The sequence below is a fragment of the Nocardia testacea NBRC 100365 genome, assembly GCF_000308775.1.
Classification (GTDB): Bacteria; Actinomycetota; Actinomycetes; order Mycobacteriales; family Mycobacteriaceae; genus Nocardia; species Nocardia testacea.
Window position 1 is genome coordinate 16,855 of record NZ_BAGJ01000271.1, and the last position, 14,073, is coordinate 30,927.

Consider the following 14,073-nt stretch of genomic DNA (forward strand, 5'->3'; position numbering starts at 1 on the left):
TATCAGCTGGTGATCGCGGCGCGGAAACCCTCGTCCTTCAGGAAAAGCGAGGTGTTGTCGGCGCCGAGATGGGTCCATTTGAGGTTCAGTCCGCCGTCGACCAGCAGCGTCTGCCCGGTGATGTAGGACGACAGCCGTGACAGCAGGAACAGCACGGCGCCGGCCTGCTCCTCGGGACGCCCGCGCCGCCCCATGGCGATCGCGGTCCGGTCGCGCCGGGGATCCTCGTCCACGTAGGTGCCCGAGGCCGGGGTCTCGGTGACACCGGGGGCGATCGCGTTCACCCGGATATCGCGCAGCGCCAGCTCGACCGCCAGCGTCCGGGTGGCCGCCACCAGCGCCGCCTTGGCGGTGCCGTAGGCGATATGGAAGGGGCGGTGTTCATCCCGCTGATGGACGACAGCGAGACGATCGACCCCGGCCGGCCGGCTCCGCCGATCTCCGCGGCCACGGCCTGGCTCATGAAGAACATGGATTCGAGGTTCTGCTCGAACAGCGACCGCCAGTCCGCGCGCGTCACGCGGGTGGCGGGCATCCAGGTGGCGGGCGCGGCGCCTCCGGCGATGTTCACCAGACCGTAGAGGTCTCCCTCGGCGCGGCGGGCCGCTTCCAGGACGGTGGCAACTCCTTGGTCGGTACCGGCGTCGGCCCGCACCGGAATCACCTTCAGCCCCTCCTCCGCAAGCGGTTCCACATGCTTCGCCAGGTTCTCCGCGCCGCGGCTCACCCCCAGCACGGTGGCTCCGGCTTCGGCGACCAGCCTGGTCACCGCGGTCCCGATCCCGCCGCCGCCCGCACCGGACACGATCACCACACGTCCGCCGAGGCCGAAGAAGTCGGTCGTCATGGATTTCTCACCCGTCCTTCCGGAACGCGAGCACACTGCCCTCGGCATCGGCGGCGACGTAGAGGGTGCCGTCGGCGCCCGCCGTGATACCGGCGAACGGACCCTGCGGCCCCGAGAACGGCGGCATACCGAGCAACGGCTTCGGAGTCACTCCCGGCGGCGCGCCCACCGGCAGGTTCCAGGCCAGGATTTCGCGCGCTTTCGTCTCCAGGTCGACGGCGACCAGATTTTTGGCCCCGGAGTCGACGATCAGCAGTTCGGAACCGCGGATCAGCAGGCCCTGCGGGGTATCCAGACCGTCTACGACGGTATCCACCCCGGTGGCGGTGACCGCGACCACGCGACCGGCGCCGGACTCGGAGACCAGACACGTACCGTCGCCGGTGAACACGACTCCGAGCGGTTTGTCGAGACCGGACGCGAGCACCTCGACTCCGCCCCCGCCGCGCACACCGATCACCCGGCCGGTGCCGAACTCCGCGGTCACGATGAGCCCGCCCGGCGCTACCGCGATGCCGTACAGCTGGTCCAACGGCGTCTCGCCGCCGGCCAGGATCTCGCTCTCCGCGGTGCCGGGCCGCCAGCGGGTCACCTGTCCGCCGGAGGTGGCGACGACGAATTCGCCGGGGCCGGTGGCGGTCACCCCGCGCACGAATCCCGGATAACCCGGATGGAACAGCATGCCGACGGTTTCGAGGCCACCGTCACGGACCGCGTAGAAGTAGGTGCCGTCGGCGACGAACAGGGTGCCGTCCGGACCCACGGTCAGGTCCAGCGGCCAGTTCAGTCCCCCGGGCAGGGTCGTGCGGGTCTCGCCACCGGCCAGGATCTCGGTGATCTCGCCGGTGAAGTTGGAGACGAAGAGGCGGCCGTTCACCAGCGTGCAGTTGTCCAGCCCGGGATTCAGCTGGGCGAGCAGGGTTTTTTCGCCGTTGCGCGGGTCGATCCGCAACACCTGTCCCGACGCCACCTGGGTGGACACGATGTAGCCGTCCGGATCGAACTTCACCGAATCGGGCACCCCGAGATCACCCGCGACCCGTTCCGGTTCACCACCGTCGGGATGGATACGCCAGATCTCGTTGGTCCCCATGACCGGGTAGTAGAGAAGCCCGTCGGGCCCGACCTCCATCGCGTTGGGCTGTTCGATGTTCTCCAGCAGGATGCGGGGAGAGCCGCCGTCCAGCGGGAGCTCCATCAGGCGGCCGCCCGGCCGGCATTCGTTGACGAACAATCTGCCCTGGTGGACGGTGATGCCGTTGGCGCTGGGCAGATCCGCGCGCAGCAGCCGGGTGGTGCCGTCGGCGTGCCGGGCGCTGACCCGGCCGTCCATCACCTCGGTGGCGTAGAGAGTGCCGTCGGGGTGGAAGGCACAGTCGTCGGGGGCGATGATGTCGCCGCCCTTGGCGCTGATGGTTTCGATCGCCCCGGTGTCGATATCGAGCGCGCTGATCTGGCTACCGGTGACCTGGGCGATGTAGATCCGGCCGTCGGGGCCCGTCCGCAGCCCGTTGGCGCCGAACAGCCGGCTCGGCGGCGTGACGCGTCGCTGACTCCACCCCGCCGCGAGCCCGATCGATCGGCCGCCCTGAAAACGGGTCTCCTGCTGCAACATTCCGCGTGACTCCCAACCGACCCGGCCGATAGCGCTGATCCGCCTCGATGTCGAGGACTTGTAAGGAATCTAACGCCGTATCCGGGCAAGCGCAATAAGTATTGCAATCTTTGTAAGGATAGGCCAGGACAGCCGGACCAGACGCCTCCCCGCCCCGCCGACTGCGCCAGTATTTCACTGCCCCCTTGGGAGAATAACATTCTCTAATTAGGAAATATGCAGGTCCGGCGATATCCGAGGATCGCGGCAGACAAGGAACCGGATGCCGCGGCACCGCCGCCGCGACCCGGCGCCATTCCTTCCACCGACCGCTCGGCGGAGTCCGCGTGCCAACCACCGCGGCACCGGACGTCGATGCCCTCAGGGCCCGGCACCGGACGATCCGAATGCCCCGCGCGTAGGCGATTCCGAAATCAATCGCGCCGGTTGTCCCATGCCATCGGGGTCGATGTGAGCACCCCGGCCCTGGACGAGCCGTTCCCGGACCAGGTGCTGCGCGGACCGGCGGATCCGGAGATTCTCACCGGCAGTATCGGCTTCCGCGAATCCATACTCGAACAGATCCGCCAAACCCGGCCCACCGTGCGGGAGTACCTGCGCCAGACGCGCTATTCCGGTTCCGGGCACGGCGGTTTCGTCGGCACCCCCGAGCAGCCGGCCGACCGGATCGAGCAGTGGTATCGCGAATACGCCTGCGACGATTTCGATCTGCAGCCCGATGTGCTGCTCGACAGCCTGGAGGTGATCGCCGACGAGGTGATCCCGCTGCTGCGGACCCGGGGGCTGTACCGCGACGAGTACGAAACGAGCACACTACGCGGCCATTTCGCGTCGGCCCGGCCCGAGCACGCGCCGGCGGTGAGCGCGGGACGGCGCTGAGGCCCGTGCCCGCGGGTGTAGCGTCTCGGAGGTCCACCAGTTCGTCGATTGCGATCTCGTGAGGGTGCCATGCCGCGGGAACTGACCGACCTGCCATTCGCGAACCTGCTGGAGCCGGCCGGTGCGATAGCGGTGAAAGGCGAATACGACTGCCTCCGCTTCGACGGCACGGACCTGTCCGAGCCGGATATCCGCCACACCGTCTTCGACCAGTGCGCCTTCCGGTCGGTGCGGCTGGACGGAGGGACAGCGCGCGGGTCGCGGTTCACCGAGGTCTGGCTGCACGGGGTGCGGATCACCGGAACCGAGCTGGCGGACGCGGCCTGGATGGACGCCGAGATCATGGAGGGCGCCTGGTCCGGTGTCGAGGCGAGCGGCGCCGAACTGCGGCGGGTGGAGTTCCACAACTGCAAACTCGATTCCGTCAATTTCCGGGGCGCGACCCTGACGAAGGTCCGGTTCGTCGACTGTGTGCTCCGGCATGTGGATTTCGGCGGCGCGAAACTGAACGAGGTCGACTTCCCGGGGTCGGAGATCTCGGCGCTGGTGGTCCGGGACGCGCGCTTGACGAAGGTGGATTTCCGCGGGGCCGAAGCGTTACGGGTCGCCGAGGGGGTCACCGCCCTGCGCGGTGCGATCGTCACCCCCGGCCAATTGCTCGATCTCGCCCCGGCCTTCGCCGCCTCCGTCGGGCTGCTGGTCGAACCGGAGTAGACCGGGCCGGGACCTCCCGTGCTTTGCCCGGCCGGTGACCCTGCGCTTCGGCGAATGACCGCGGCGGCCGGCCACGACCGCGCCGATACCGGGTTCACTGCGACATGGTGCCCAGGACCGCCGCCGCCGCGTCGGCGACCGCGGCGTCGGCGCCCGCGGCCATCGGATACCCGGTCGTCGAGCGGCTGAAGATCACCAGCACCAGCGACGTCCCGGTGGGACCCCACACCACGCCGGCGTCATTGGCCGTGCCGTAGGCGCCGCTGCCGGTTTTGTCCGCCGCCACCCACCCGACCGGCAAACCTGCGCGCAATCGTTGCCGCGAGGTGACGCTCGACCGCATCCAGCTGGTGAGCATGCGGCGGTACTCAGTGCTCAGGCCGTCCCCGAGGATGAGTTTGCGGTAGCCCGCGGCGAACGCGGACGCGGTACTGGTATCGCGGGAGTCACCGGCGCGCGCCTCGTTGAGCTCGGGCTCCCAGCGATCCAGCCGGGTCTGCGAATCGTTGATCGAGCGCGCGAACGCGGTGACCGCGGCCGGGCCGCCGAGCCGGCGCAGCAGCAGATTCGCCGCCGTATTGTCGCTGCGTACCAGCGCCGCCCGGCTCAACTCGTAGTAGCTCATGAGCTCGCCGATGTGATCGTAGGAGACCGGTGAGTTCATCACGATGTCCTGGCGGGTTATCGGCACCTTGTCGTTGAGATCCAGTTCCCTGCGTTCGGCGAGCCGCAGGATCGCGGCCACCGCGTACACCTTGAAGGTCGAGCACATCGCGAACCGATCGTCGGCGTTCCATTCGAAGGTCCGCCCGCCCCGGGTATCGACCGCGGCGATCCCGAAGAGCACATTGTATTTCGCCTGCAGCGTCATCAGCGTATTGCTCAGGTCCACGGTCCGCTGCGCGGTGGTCGTGGCGGGCGCGGACGGTGAGCCGGTGTCGCCGCCCCCGCAGGCGGCGGCGGACAATGCGACCGCGGTCAGCGCGAGGGCCAGTGATCGCCGACTCGACGGGATGCGGAATGCGGATCGGTTCGGTTTCACTCCCGCAGCAGACACCGGCCGATCGGTGGTCGCCAATATCCGACACTCCCGCATACCAGTCACATTTGATATGGCCGCAGGTAGTGTCCGGTTTCAATGCTCGAAACGGCCCGGAAATACACAGTTCGGAAGCGGCGCGCCGGGCCGCTGGTTCAATATCGCTATGGACCTGATCCGCCACCTCGGCTATTTCGTCGCGATCGCCGACGAAGGTCATTTCGGACGGGCCGCCACGGTACTGGATATGACCCAGCCGCCTCTGTCACAGGGACTGCGGCGGCTGGAGGCCCGGCTGGGCGTCGAACTGGTCCACCGGACCCGTCAGGGGGCAGTGCTCACTGCGGCCGGCCGGCAACTGCTGCCCCGGGCACGGCTGCTGGTCGACGACGCGGAAAGACTGCTCGCCGAGGCGCAACGGATCGCCCGCACGCGCGGCACGGTGCACTGGGGCGCCACCTCCGCCCTGCCCGACCGGATCGTCACCGCCTGCGTCACCGCGCTGCGTACCGGGAACACCTCCGGTGAAGCGGTATCCACCGATACCGGTCCGACGGTGGATCTGGTGGCGGCCGTCCGGTCCGGTCTGTGCGATCTCGCGGTGATCGAGCATCCGGCGCTGGTGGACGGGGTGGAGGCCCGGTCGGTGGTGAAACTCCCGCGCTGGATCGTGGTTCCGGCCGACCACCGCAGCGCGGCCACCGAGCGCCCCACCTTCCCGATGCTGGCCGATCTGACCCACGCCGCGTACCCCCGGGCCGCCAACCCCCCGGCGTCCGACACCGTCCGCGACCTGCTGCGGGAACGCGGCCTGGACGCGCAGACGGTCACCGTCCACGACGATCGCGCGGTACTCGCCGCGGTCGCCGCGGGGCGAGTTTCGGGCTCACCACCACCCCGCCGTCCGATATCCCGGGGGTGTCCTGGTTGCGGATGGCCCCGCAGGCGGTGGCGCTGCGCTGCCGGGTGATCCACCGGCCCGGCGCCGAGCACCAGGCCGACGCGGTGGACCGGGTGCTCTACCGGGAACGGCTGCGATGAGCGCCGCCGAGCGGATCCGCGCGATCTTCGCCGACGCCGGGTGCACCGGCCGGCTGCACGCGCGCCGCTGCGACGGCAGCGACGAGGAGGTCTGTATCGGCGGGACCGAGCGGGTGGTCACCGCCTCGGTCTACAAGCTTCCGCTGCTGCTCGCCTACTGCCGCGCCGTGGACGCCGGCCGGCTCGACCCGCTGGCGCGGCTCACCCTCACGCCCTCGGAATGTACGCCCGGCCCCACCGGGATCTCGGCCCTGCACGATCCGGTCACCATGAGCCGGCGCGATCTGGCGACCTCGATGATGACGGTCTCCGACAACGCGGCCGCCGATCTGCTGCTCGGCGAGGTGGGACTGACCGCGGTACACGAACTGCTGGAATCGCTGGGACTGGACCGGACCCGGCTGGTCGGCGGCACCGCCGATATCCACCGCAGCCTGGTCCGCGACACCGACACCCACGGCACCGCGGAGGCGTTCGCCGCGCTGGCCGACAACGACGAGGCCTGGACGGTCGCCGCCTACGATCCGGCGTACACCAGCGCGACGACCCCGGCGGAGATGACCCGGTTGCTGGCCGCGCTGTGGCGCGGGGAGGTGGTGTCCACGGAGCAGACGGATTTCGCCCGCGCGGTCATGCGCCGCCAGGTCTGGCCGCACCGGATCGCGGCCGGATTCCCCCACCGCGGCGTGGCGGTGGCCGGGAAGACCGGCACCATCGGCATCATCCGCAACGAGGTCGCCGTGGTGGAGTTCCCGGGCGAATATCCGGTCGCGGTGGCTGTTTTCACCCGGGCCGCCCGCGCCGACCCGGCACTGCCCGCCGTGGACGCGGCGATCGCCGAGGGCGCGCGGATCGCGGTGACCGAGTTGCGCCGGGCCCTGCCCACCGACTGATCCGGGCCGGGCACCGATTACGCACCGCCGAGCCGCCTTCCGAGCCCACGACCGTCGGGTTCGCGACCGGCGCCCGGCCCGGCGGCCATCATTGCGCGGTGACCAGCAGTTCCGCGCGATAGTCCGCCGCCGGGACCACTGCGCTCTCCGGCCGGGACGGCCGCAGCGCGACCAGTTCGATCCGGTAACCGCCCACCGCGGCCCCGGTGGCGAAACGCCCGTTCGTATGGAGTTCGTGCCGGGAACTCCGGCCGCCCACCGCCACTTCGGTGACCACCGTGGCGTCACCTTCCCATACACACGTGGTCCCGGCCGGGCACCTGCTGTCGGCGGGCACCTCGCCGAACGACACCGCCAGCCGGTCCCGGTCCAGCCGGGCCGTTTCGCCCGGCGCCAGCGTGAACGGGGCGCCCAGTCGCGGGGACACCGGCAGCGGTTCGGCCGACGCGCCGCAACCCAGCGCGGCCGTCAGCGCCACCGTCACGACTGCCCACCGGCCGATCCGCCCATCCCGCATGGCAACCGATCATGGCATATCGAGCGGCCGTGACCCCGCCGGAAGTACCGGTGAGCGCTGCGGATCATCCCGGACGGGACGTGCCGCCGATCGGCCGGGCTCTCCACGCCTCACGCAACCGGAGCCACGACGAGTCGCCGACGAAGGTGAGACCGAATCGAGCGCCCAGCCGGTTGAGCGCATCCGGGTCGCCGAATACGGCCTCCACGCCGTGGTCGTCATCGGTGGGCTCCACTGAACACAGACAGCCGAGGCGGTTTCCGGCCAGGCCGTGCACAGAGGTGGCGAAGACGAGGGCGGCCTCCATCTCCTCGTCGTCGTCACCGGGAAAGATCGGCCATGCTTCGGGAACACCGTCCCAGTCGAATCGCAGCTCCCATTCGCCGTCCTCCTCGACCATCTGCACCTCGGTAACCGTCACGGTGCCCCGGGTACAGGCCGCGACGGACTCCAGCTCGTGCCGATACCACGCGAGCCGGGTCACGTGGTCGAGGTCTGCGACACCACGGAAAGCCTTGTTGCCCAGCGTGTAACGGATGCCGAGGCGCCCGAGCAGACTGCGCACGGCATCCCGATCGGTATGACCGAACCGGCTCAGCGGCCCGGCGAATACGCCGGATTCGAATACCTCACCCGGCGTCGACGGATCGACCAGGCCGAGTTCGACGATCAGGTCCACCACCTCCCGAGTGGTGTACTCCGAACCCACACTTCCTCCTCCCGGCGGGGGCCGGGTGGCGCCGCCCGGGCGAGTATCCACGGCGGGCAGGCCCGGTACCAAGCGATAGCTTCCCATGGCCGGTCACCCGTGCAGGGAGGGGCCCTTGGTGGTGGCGGTCCGGCTCGACGCATGGGCGCAGACCCGGCGCGGTCGCCGACGGCGGCACCGTGGGGCCGTGCCGGCCGTGGCCCGGGCGGTGACCCCGCCCGGGCCGCGGCCGCGAGACCGCAGCGGACTACTTGAGCATCGACCCACAGTCCACCGGCAGCGTCACACCGGTGAGATAGCGGGCTTCGTCGGAGGACAGGTACAGCACCGCGTTGCTGATATCGATCGGGTCCACCCACGGCACCGGCAGGGTGTGGAACAGCTGGCAGATCGGCGCCATATCGTCGGCGGTCGGGTTCTCCAGATCCGGGCGGAACATCTTGAAGGTTTTCTCGTTCATGATCATCGCGGTGCTCACATGTGTCGGGTGCACCGAGTTGACCCGGATATTGTGCTGCCCGAGTTCCACCGCGAAGGCCCGCATCAGGCCGACCACACCGTGTTTGGCGGAGACGTAGTGCCCCGTCTGCGGGTATGCCTTGAGACCGCCGACCGAGCTGGTGAGCACGATCGACCCGCCGCGGCCGCCCTCCAGGATGTGCGGGACGCCGGCCTTCACCGATTTCCACACCCCGCTGAGGTTGACGTCGATCATGTCCTGCCAGACCTGTTCGTCGGTCTCGGCCAGGGTGTCGCCGCCGCTGGCGATCCCGGCGTTGGCGACGATGATGTCGAGCCGGCCCAGTGTGCCGACCGCTTCGGCGAGCGCGGCCTTCAGGGCGGCCGAATCGCGCACGTCGACCTCGGCGGTGACGACCCGGCGGCCGGTGGCCTTGACCAATTCCTCGGTTTCGACGAGATCGTCCGGTGTGGCCAGCGGTATCTCGACCGTATCGATCGGTTTACAGATATCGATGGCGATGATGTCGGCGCCCTCTTCGGCCAGCCGCACCGCGTGGCTGCGGCCCTGGCCGCGGGCCGCGCCGGTGATGAAGGCGACCTTGCCCTCGACCCGTCCGGTCATGACTTCCTCTTTTCCTCGTTCCAGCGGACCGCTGAATGGCTTTGCTGTGACTTCTGTTTCACGACTTCGGCGTATAGGTGATGTGCAGATCGGTCAGGCCGCGCAGGATGAAGGTCGGTTCGAAATGGAAGGTGGGATCGTCGAGCGGGCCGTGCTTGTCCGTATCGAGCCGGATATCGAGCATCCGGTCCAGGATGCGTTCCAGCGAGACCCGGCCCTCGACCCGCGCCAGCGGACTACCTGGGCAGGTGTGCACACCGCGGCCGAATGCCATGTGCTCGCGAAAGTTCGGGCGGTCCAGGTCGAATAGGTGCGGGTTCTCGAAACGGCGCGGGTCGCGGTTGGCCGCGCCGGGGCAGACCATCACCAGCGAGCCCGCCGCCAGGGGTACGTCACCGATCTCCACGGGTTTCTTCGCCAGCCGGAATCCGCTCTTCACCGGCGCCTGCATCCGCAGGGTCTCTTCGATGAACACGGGGATCCGGCTGCGGTCGGCCCGGAGCGCCTCCTGCAGGTCGGGCCGGACGACCATGAACTGCATGGCGCTGCCGAGCAGTTTCGCGGTGGTCTCCTGGCCGGCGCCGAAGAGGAAGGTCGCGGTGCGCACGACCTCGATCACCTCGGGCGTCGACCCGTCGGGATATTTCGCCTGGGCCAGCGAGGTGAGCACATCGTCGCGCGGATTGGTGCGCCGCTCGGAGATGAGCTCGCTGAACAGGTTGTCCAGCCATTCCAGCGGATTGACCGGCACGATCTCCTTGTCGATCGAACCGACCGTCGGCCCGCCGGCCAGGTTGATGCGCAGTTCCTCGTGATATTCCTCCGGGACCCCCAGCAGGTCGGCGATCACGAGCAGAGTGAAGACCTTGGCGTAGGCGGAGAGGAATTCGCAGCGGCCGTCGTCGATGAACTCGTCGAGTTGTCTATCGGCGAGTTTCCACATGAACTCCTCGTTCTCCTTGAGCCGGGAGGGCACGAGCAGTTTGTTGAGCAGCGAGCGGGCGGCGGTGTGATCGGGCGGATCCATGGTGACCATGTGCTCGTGCATCGGCAGTTGTTCGCGGTGTGCGGCGATCTGGCCGGTGATGTCGTCGCCCTCTGGGGTGAACGGCAGCGGCGGGAAGGGCCCGCCGACGGCGATGCAGGAGGAGAACGTGTCGGAGTCGCGGAGGACCTCGACGGCTTCCTCGTAGCCGGTTACCGCCCAGACGCCGTAGTTGGGTTCCCGGGTCACCGGGCATTTGGCGCGCAGATGGTCGTAGTACGGATGCGGGTCGGGTACCAGCGCGGGATCGGTGAAGTAGTCGACCGTATCGAAATCGGTCACGGGAACCTCCTGATATCAACAGAATCTTTTCGCCAACCGTGGGTCACCGGTTGATACGGCTCGGTTGCTGCGCGGCCCTCGCGGCCTGTCGCCGCCGGAAGCCGTCCACGGCGCGCGCTGCTGCTCCGGATCGCCCCACAGCCGCCTCCTCGCGCCGCCCCACACACTCCATCCGACGCCGCGGCCGGTACCCCGGTATCGAGCCGGGACAGCTGCTGAGCGAGCGCTCAGATGTGATGCTGAGCACATGCTTAGCATGGGCGGAGGGAGCGCGTCAACAGTCGTCGACCGCGGGATACGATCGCCGGTGATCTCGCGACCGGCGTGGTAATACGAAAAGTCCAGAGGAGGCCTGAACATGTCATCACCCCGCCGGCTCGGCGCACCCGAGGCCAAGAACCGCGGCGTCCTGATGGACGCGGCCGAACAACTGATGCTGGAACAGGGCTGGGCCGCGGTGACCTCGCGGCGACTCGCCGAACACGCCGGTCTCAAACCACAATTGGTGCACTACTACTTCCGGTCGATGGACGACCTCTTCCTGGCGGTGTTCCGGCGCCGCGCCGAACAGGGGCTGGAAACCCTCGCGCAGGTCCTGAAATCCGACCGGCCGCTGCACGCACTGTGGGAGTTCAGTACCGACACCACCGCCGCCCGGTTCACCATGGAGTTCGTCGGCCTGGCCAATCACAAACCGGCGATCCGCGCCGAGGTGGTGCGCTATTCCGAGCAGTTCCGCGCGGCGCAGACCGAGGCACTGGCCCGGCTGCTCGACGGCTACGGCGTGGACACCGGCAGATTCCCCGCCGATGTGCTCTCGGTGCTGATGACCAGCGCGGCGCGGATGGTCGTCCTGGAACAGGCGCTCGGGATGACCGCGGGACACGCGGAAACCTTCGCCTTCGCCGAACGCGAGATCGGATTGCTCGAGAACGGGTCGTAACCGGCGGCTCATCCCGGCCTCACTTCCCGCGGTTCATCACCCGGTCGGCCGCCGCCCAGTGCGCGTCGGCCACCCACAGTTCGGCGAAGGCCGCCACCGCCTCCTGCGGACTCGCGCCGTCGACCACTCGTTTGACGGCTCCGGCCGAGGGGTTGGCCAGCGACCGCGCCAGCGCCCGCCAGCCGGTATCGAACTCGGCGCGCGGCAGCACCCGGTCCACCAGGCCGACTCGTTCGGCGTCCGCGGCCGACAGGATTTCCCCGGATCCCGCCAGCAGCAGCGCCCGGCCGCGGCCGACCAGCCGCGCCAGCCGTTCCGCCCCGCCCCAGGCCGGCATGATCGCCAGCGCCACCTGATTGAAGCCGATCCTGATATCGTCCGCGGCGATCCGGATATCCGCGGCCACCGCGACCTCCGCGCCGCCACCCAGCGCGTGACCGTTCAGTGCGGCGAGCACCGGCCCGGGGAATCGTGCGATCTTGTCACAGACCTCTCGCATCCGATTGGCCATGGCCGAGGCCTGTTCCACCGTCCGCAGCGCGGCCAGTTCCTTGAGATCACCGCCGGAGACGAACGCACGGTCGCCCGCACCGGTGATCACCAGCGCCCGGGCACCGGCGGCGCCGTCGATCGCCTTGTCCAGCTCGTCCATCGTGTCCAACGCGATGGCATTGCGCGCGTGCGGCCGGTTGATGGTGACGACGGCCAGACCGTCCGCGAGTTCGAGCTCGATCATCGTCTTGTTCTCCTCGGCGGAAATATGATTCTCTTACTCAGAGAACCATATACTTTCCGCTGGACTCCGGCGGTCGGATCGGGAGTTCGATATGGCGCAGCCCCGGCACGAGAGCACAGACCCCGCGTGGAAACACTCCACCTCCGTCGCCTCCCCGCGTGAGGTCCCCGCCGAGCTGGGCCTGCGCTATCGCGAGGCGGGCTGGTGGACCGACGAGACACTCGGCGAACTGCTGGCGCGCGGCCTGGCCGCGGCACCCGCCGCCACCTTCGCGGTGCATTCCCGGATCCGCCCCTGGACGGGCACCTTCGCCGAGGTCGAACGGATCGCGCGGCGACTGGCCGCCGGATTGCGCCGCCGCGGGGTGGGGCCGGGCGATATCGTCGCGTTCCAGCTACCGAATTGGATGGAGGCGGCGGCCACCTATTGGGCCTCGGCGCTGCTGGGCACCACGGTGGTCCCGGTCGCACACTTCTACGGCCGGCGGGAACTCGGCTACATCCTGGGCGCGGTCGCGCCGAAGGTATTCATCACCTGCGAACGGTTCGGGCACAACGAATTCGACCCGGGCCTGTCCGCGACGGTGCCGGTGGTAGGCGTGGTGGATCGGGATTTCGACGCCCTGCTCGAACCCGAGCCCATGACAGGTGCGCTCCGGACCGACCCGGACGGCCCGGCGTGTATCGCCTTCACCTCCGGTACCACCAGCGCACCGAAAGGCGTGGTACACAGCCACAACACCCTGGGTTACGAGGTCCGCCAGCTGGCCGGGATGTACCCGGACGACCGAGGCGATCAGCTCACCTCGGCGCCGGTGGGCCATTTCATCGGCATGCTCAACGCCCTGCTCATCCCGGTCCTCGACGGCGCCCCGATCCATCTGCTCGACCTCTGGGATCCCGGCCGGGTCCTCGAACTGATGGCGAGCGAGAACATCTGCGTGGGCGGCGGAGTGAGCTATTTCGTCACCAGCCTGCTCGACCATCCGGACTACACGCCCGAGCACCTGACGCAACTGCGCTACGCCGGCCTCGGCGGCGCGGCCGTACCGGCGGCGGTGAGCACCCGCCTCGAGCGACTCGGCATCACCGTTTTCCGCTCCTACGGCAGTACCGAACATCCCTCGATCACCGGTTCACTGTCCACCGCACCGGCGGACAAACGCCTCTTCACCGACGGTAAGGCGCTGCCCGGCGTCGAATTCCGGCTGACCGGCGACGGCGAGATCGTCAGCCGCGGCCCCGACCTGTGCCTGGGCTACACCGATCCCGATCTCACCGCCCGCGCTTTCGACGCCGACGGCTGGTACCACACCGGTGATATCGGCACCGTGGACGCCGACGGTTACCTCACCATCACCGATCGCCTGTCCGACATCATCATCCGCGGCGGCGAGAACGTGAGCGCGCTCGAGGTGGAGGAGGTGCTGCTCACACTGGCGGGCGTGGCCGAGGGGGTCGCGGTCGCCGTGCCGGACCCACGCCTGGGTGAACGCACCGCCGCGGTGGTGCGGTGCCTGCCCGGCCACCGGCCACCCGATATCGAGGCGCTGCGCGCGCATTTCGCCCGGGCGGGCCTGGCCAAGCAGAAGTGGCCCGAGGAATTGCATATCGTCGCCGACTTCCCACGGACCCCCAGCGGAAAGATCCAGAAGTTCGCCATCCGGCGGGAGCTGACCGCGGCGCGCGACGAGGCCGTTGCGACCGAACCATAATGAGAATACGATTCT

The 14,073-nt window shown here is 68.9% G+C and carries 12 protein-coding genes and 2 pseudogenes; 6 read left to right on the plus strand and 8 right to left on the minus strand.

Annotation, left to right across the window (positions count from 1 at the left end; all coding sequences use genetic code 11):
* Positions 1-2: 2 nt before the first annotated feature.
* Positions 3-847 (minus strand): annotated as a pseudogene (locus ON38_RS31020) (SDR family NAD(P)-dependent oxidoreductase).
* Positions 848-854: 7 nt separating this feature from the next.
* On the minus strand, positions 855-2,462 hold the full coding sequence (locus tag ON38_RS31025; protein WP_039828713.1) for an SMP-30/gluconolactonase/LRE family protein: 1,608 nt from the start codon (positions 2,460-2,462) through the stop codon (positions 855-857).
* 450 nt (positions 2,463-2,912) lie between these two features.
* Between ON38_RS31025 and ON38_RS31030 the strand changes: the two genes are divergently transcribed.
* Positions 2,913-3,341: an LLM class oxidoreductase gene (locus ON38_RS31030; protein WP_174372475.1), complete on the plus strand. Its 429-nt coding sequence runs from the start codon at positions 2,913-2,915 to the stop codon at positions 3,339-3,341.
* Positions 3,342-3,410: 69 nt separating this feature from the next.
* Positions 3,411-4,055: a pentapeptide repeat-containing protein gene (locus tag ON38_RS31035; protein WP_039828717.1), complete on the plus strand. Its 645-nt coding sequence runs from the start codon at positions 3,411-3,413 to the stop codon at positions 4,053-4,055.
* Positions 4,056-4,149: 94 nt separating this feature from the next.
* Here the strand turns inward: ON38_RS31035 and bla are convergent, their stop codons facing one another.
* On the minus strand, positions 4,150-5,097 hold the full coding sequence (gene bla / locus ON38_RS31040; RefSeq protein WP_051165513.1) for a class A beta-lactamase: 948 nt from the start codon (positions 5,095-5,097) through the stop codon (positions 4,150-4,152).
* Positions 5,098-5,260: 163 nt separating this feature from the next.
* Between bla and ON38_RS31045 the strand changes: the two are divergent.
* A pseudogene (locus ON38_RS31045) lies at positions 5,261-6,135 on the plus strand (LysR family transcriptional regulator).
* A complete protein-coding gene (locus ON38_RS31050) occupies positions 6,132-7,028 on the plus strand; it encodes a serine hydrolase (RefSeq protein WP_039828719.1) in 897 nt (298 codons plus the stop codon). Before ON38_RS31045 ends, ON38_RS31050 begins: the two are co-directional and overlap by 4 nt.
* Positions 7,029-7,116: 88 nt before the next feature.
* On the opposite strand, the gene ON38_RS31055 is transcribed toward ON38_RS31050, so the two are convergent.
* From ON38_RS31055 to ON38_RS31070, 4 genes are all read right to left on the minus strand, one after another.
* On the minus strand, positions 7,117-7,545 hold the full coding sequence (locus ON38_RS31055) for a hypothetical protein (protein ID WP_039828721.1): 429 nt from the start codon (positions 7,543-7,545) through the stop codon (positions 7,117-7,119).
* A gap of 64 nt (positions 7,546-7,609) precedes the next feature.
* Positions 7,610-8,254 carry a hypothetical protein gene (locus ON38_RS31060; RefSeq protein WP_157182019.1) on the minus strand — a complete coding sequence of 215 codons (645 nt, stop codon included), beginning with the start codon at positions 8,252-8,254 and terminating at the stop codon, positions 7,610-7,612.
* A 247-nt stretch (positions 8,255-8,501) separates the two neighbouring features.
* Positions 8,502-9,338 (minus strand): mycofactocin-coupled SDR family oxidoreductase, encoded by an 837-nt coding sequence (locus ON38_RS31065; RefSeq protein WP_039828723.1) that lies wholly within the window; start codon positions 9,336-9,338, stop codon positions 8,502-8,504.
* 58 nt (positions 9,339-9,396) lie between these two features.
* Positions 9,397-10,665, minus strand: coding sequence for a cytochrome P450 (locus tag ON38_RS31070; RefSeq protein WP_039828724.1), 1,269 nt, complete (start codon positions 10,663-10,665; stop codon positions 9,397-9,399).
* A 358-nt stretch (positions 10,666-11,023) separates the two neighbouring features.
* Between ON38_RS31070 and ON38_RS31075 the strand changes: the two genes are divergently transcribed.
* A complete protein-coding gene (locus ON38_RS31075; RefSeq protein WP_039828725.1) occupies positions 11,024-11,608 on the plus strand; it encodes a TetR/AcrR family transcriptional regulator in 585 nt (194 codons plus the stop codon).
* A gap of 19 nt (positions 11,609-11,627) precedes the next feature.
* On the opposite strand, the gene ON38_RS31080 is transcribed toward ON38_RS31075, so the two are convergent.
* Positions 11,628-12,344: an enoyl-CoA hydratase/isomerase family protein gene (locus tag ON38_RS31080; protein ID WP_039828726.1), complete on the minus strand. Its 717-nt coding sequence runs from the start codon at positions 12,342-12,344 to the stop codon at positions 11,628-11,630.
* A 91-nt stretch (positions 12,345-12,435) separates the two neighbouring features.
* Between ON38_RS31080 and ON38_RS31085 the strand changes: the two genes are divergently transcribed.
* Positions 12,436-14,058: an AMP-binding protein gene (locus ON38_RS31085; protein ID WP_083873243.1), complete on the plus strand. Its 1,623-nt coding sequence runs from the start codon at positions 12,436-12,438 to the stop codon at positions 14,056-14,058.
* The last annotated feature ends 15 nt before the right edge of the window (positions 14,059-14,073 follow it).

What these genes read in the sequence shown, in the direction of transcription:
- ON38_RS31025 (WP_039828713.1), bottom strand. Translation starts at nt 2,462, where the DNA reads ATGTTGCAGCAGGAGACCCGTTTTCAGGGCGGCCGATCGATCGGGCTC.
- ON38_RS31035 (WP_039828717.1), top strand. Translation starts at nt 3,411, where the DNA reads ATGCCGCGGGAACTGACCGACCTGCCATTCGCGAACCTGCTGGAGCCG.
- ON38_RS31050 (WP_039828719.1), top strand. Translation starts at nt 6,132, where the DNA reads ATGAGCGCCGCCGAGCGGATCCGCGCGATCTTCGCCGACGCCGGGTGC.
- ON38_RS31055 (WP_039828721.1), bottom strand. Translation starts at nt 7,545, where the DNA reads ATGCGGGATGGGCGGATCGGCCGGTGGGCAGTCGTGACGGTGGCGCTG.
- ON38_RS31065 (WP_039828723.1), bottom strand. Translation starts at nt 9,338, where the DNA reads ATGACCGGACGGGTCGAGGGCAAGGTCGCCTTCATCACCGGCGCGGCC.
- ON38_RS31075 (WP_039828725.1), top strand. Translation starts at nt 11,024, where the DNA reads ATGTCATCACCCCGCCGGCTCGGCGCACCCGAGGCCAAGAACCGCGGC.
- ON38_RS31080 (WP_039828726.1), bottom strand. Translation starts at nt 12,344, where the DNA reads ATGATCGAGCTCGAACTCGCGGACGGTCTGGCCGTCGTCACCATCAAC.
- ON38_RS31085 (WP_083873243.1), top strand. Translation starts at nt 12,436, where the DNA reads ATGGCGCAGCCCCGGCACGAGAGCACAGACCCCGCGTGGAAACACTCC.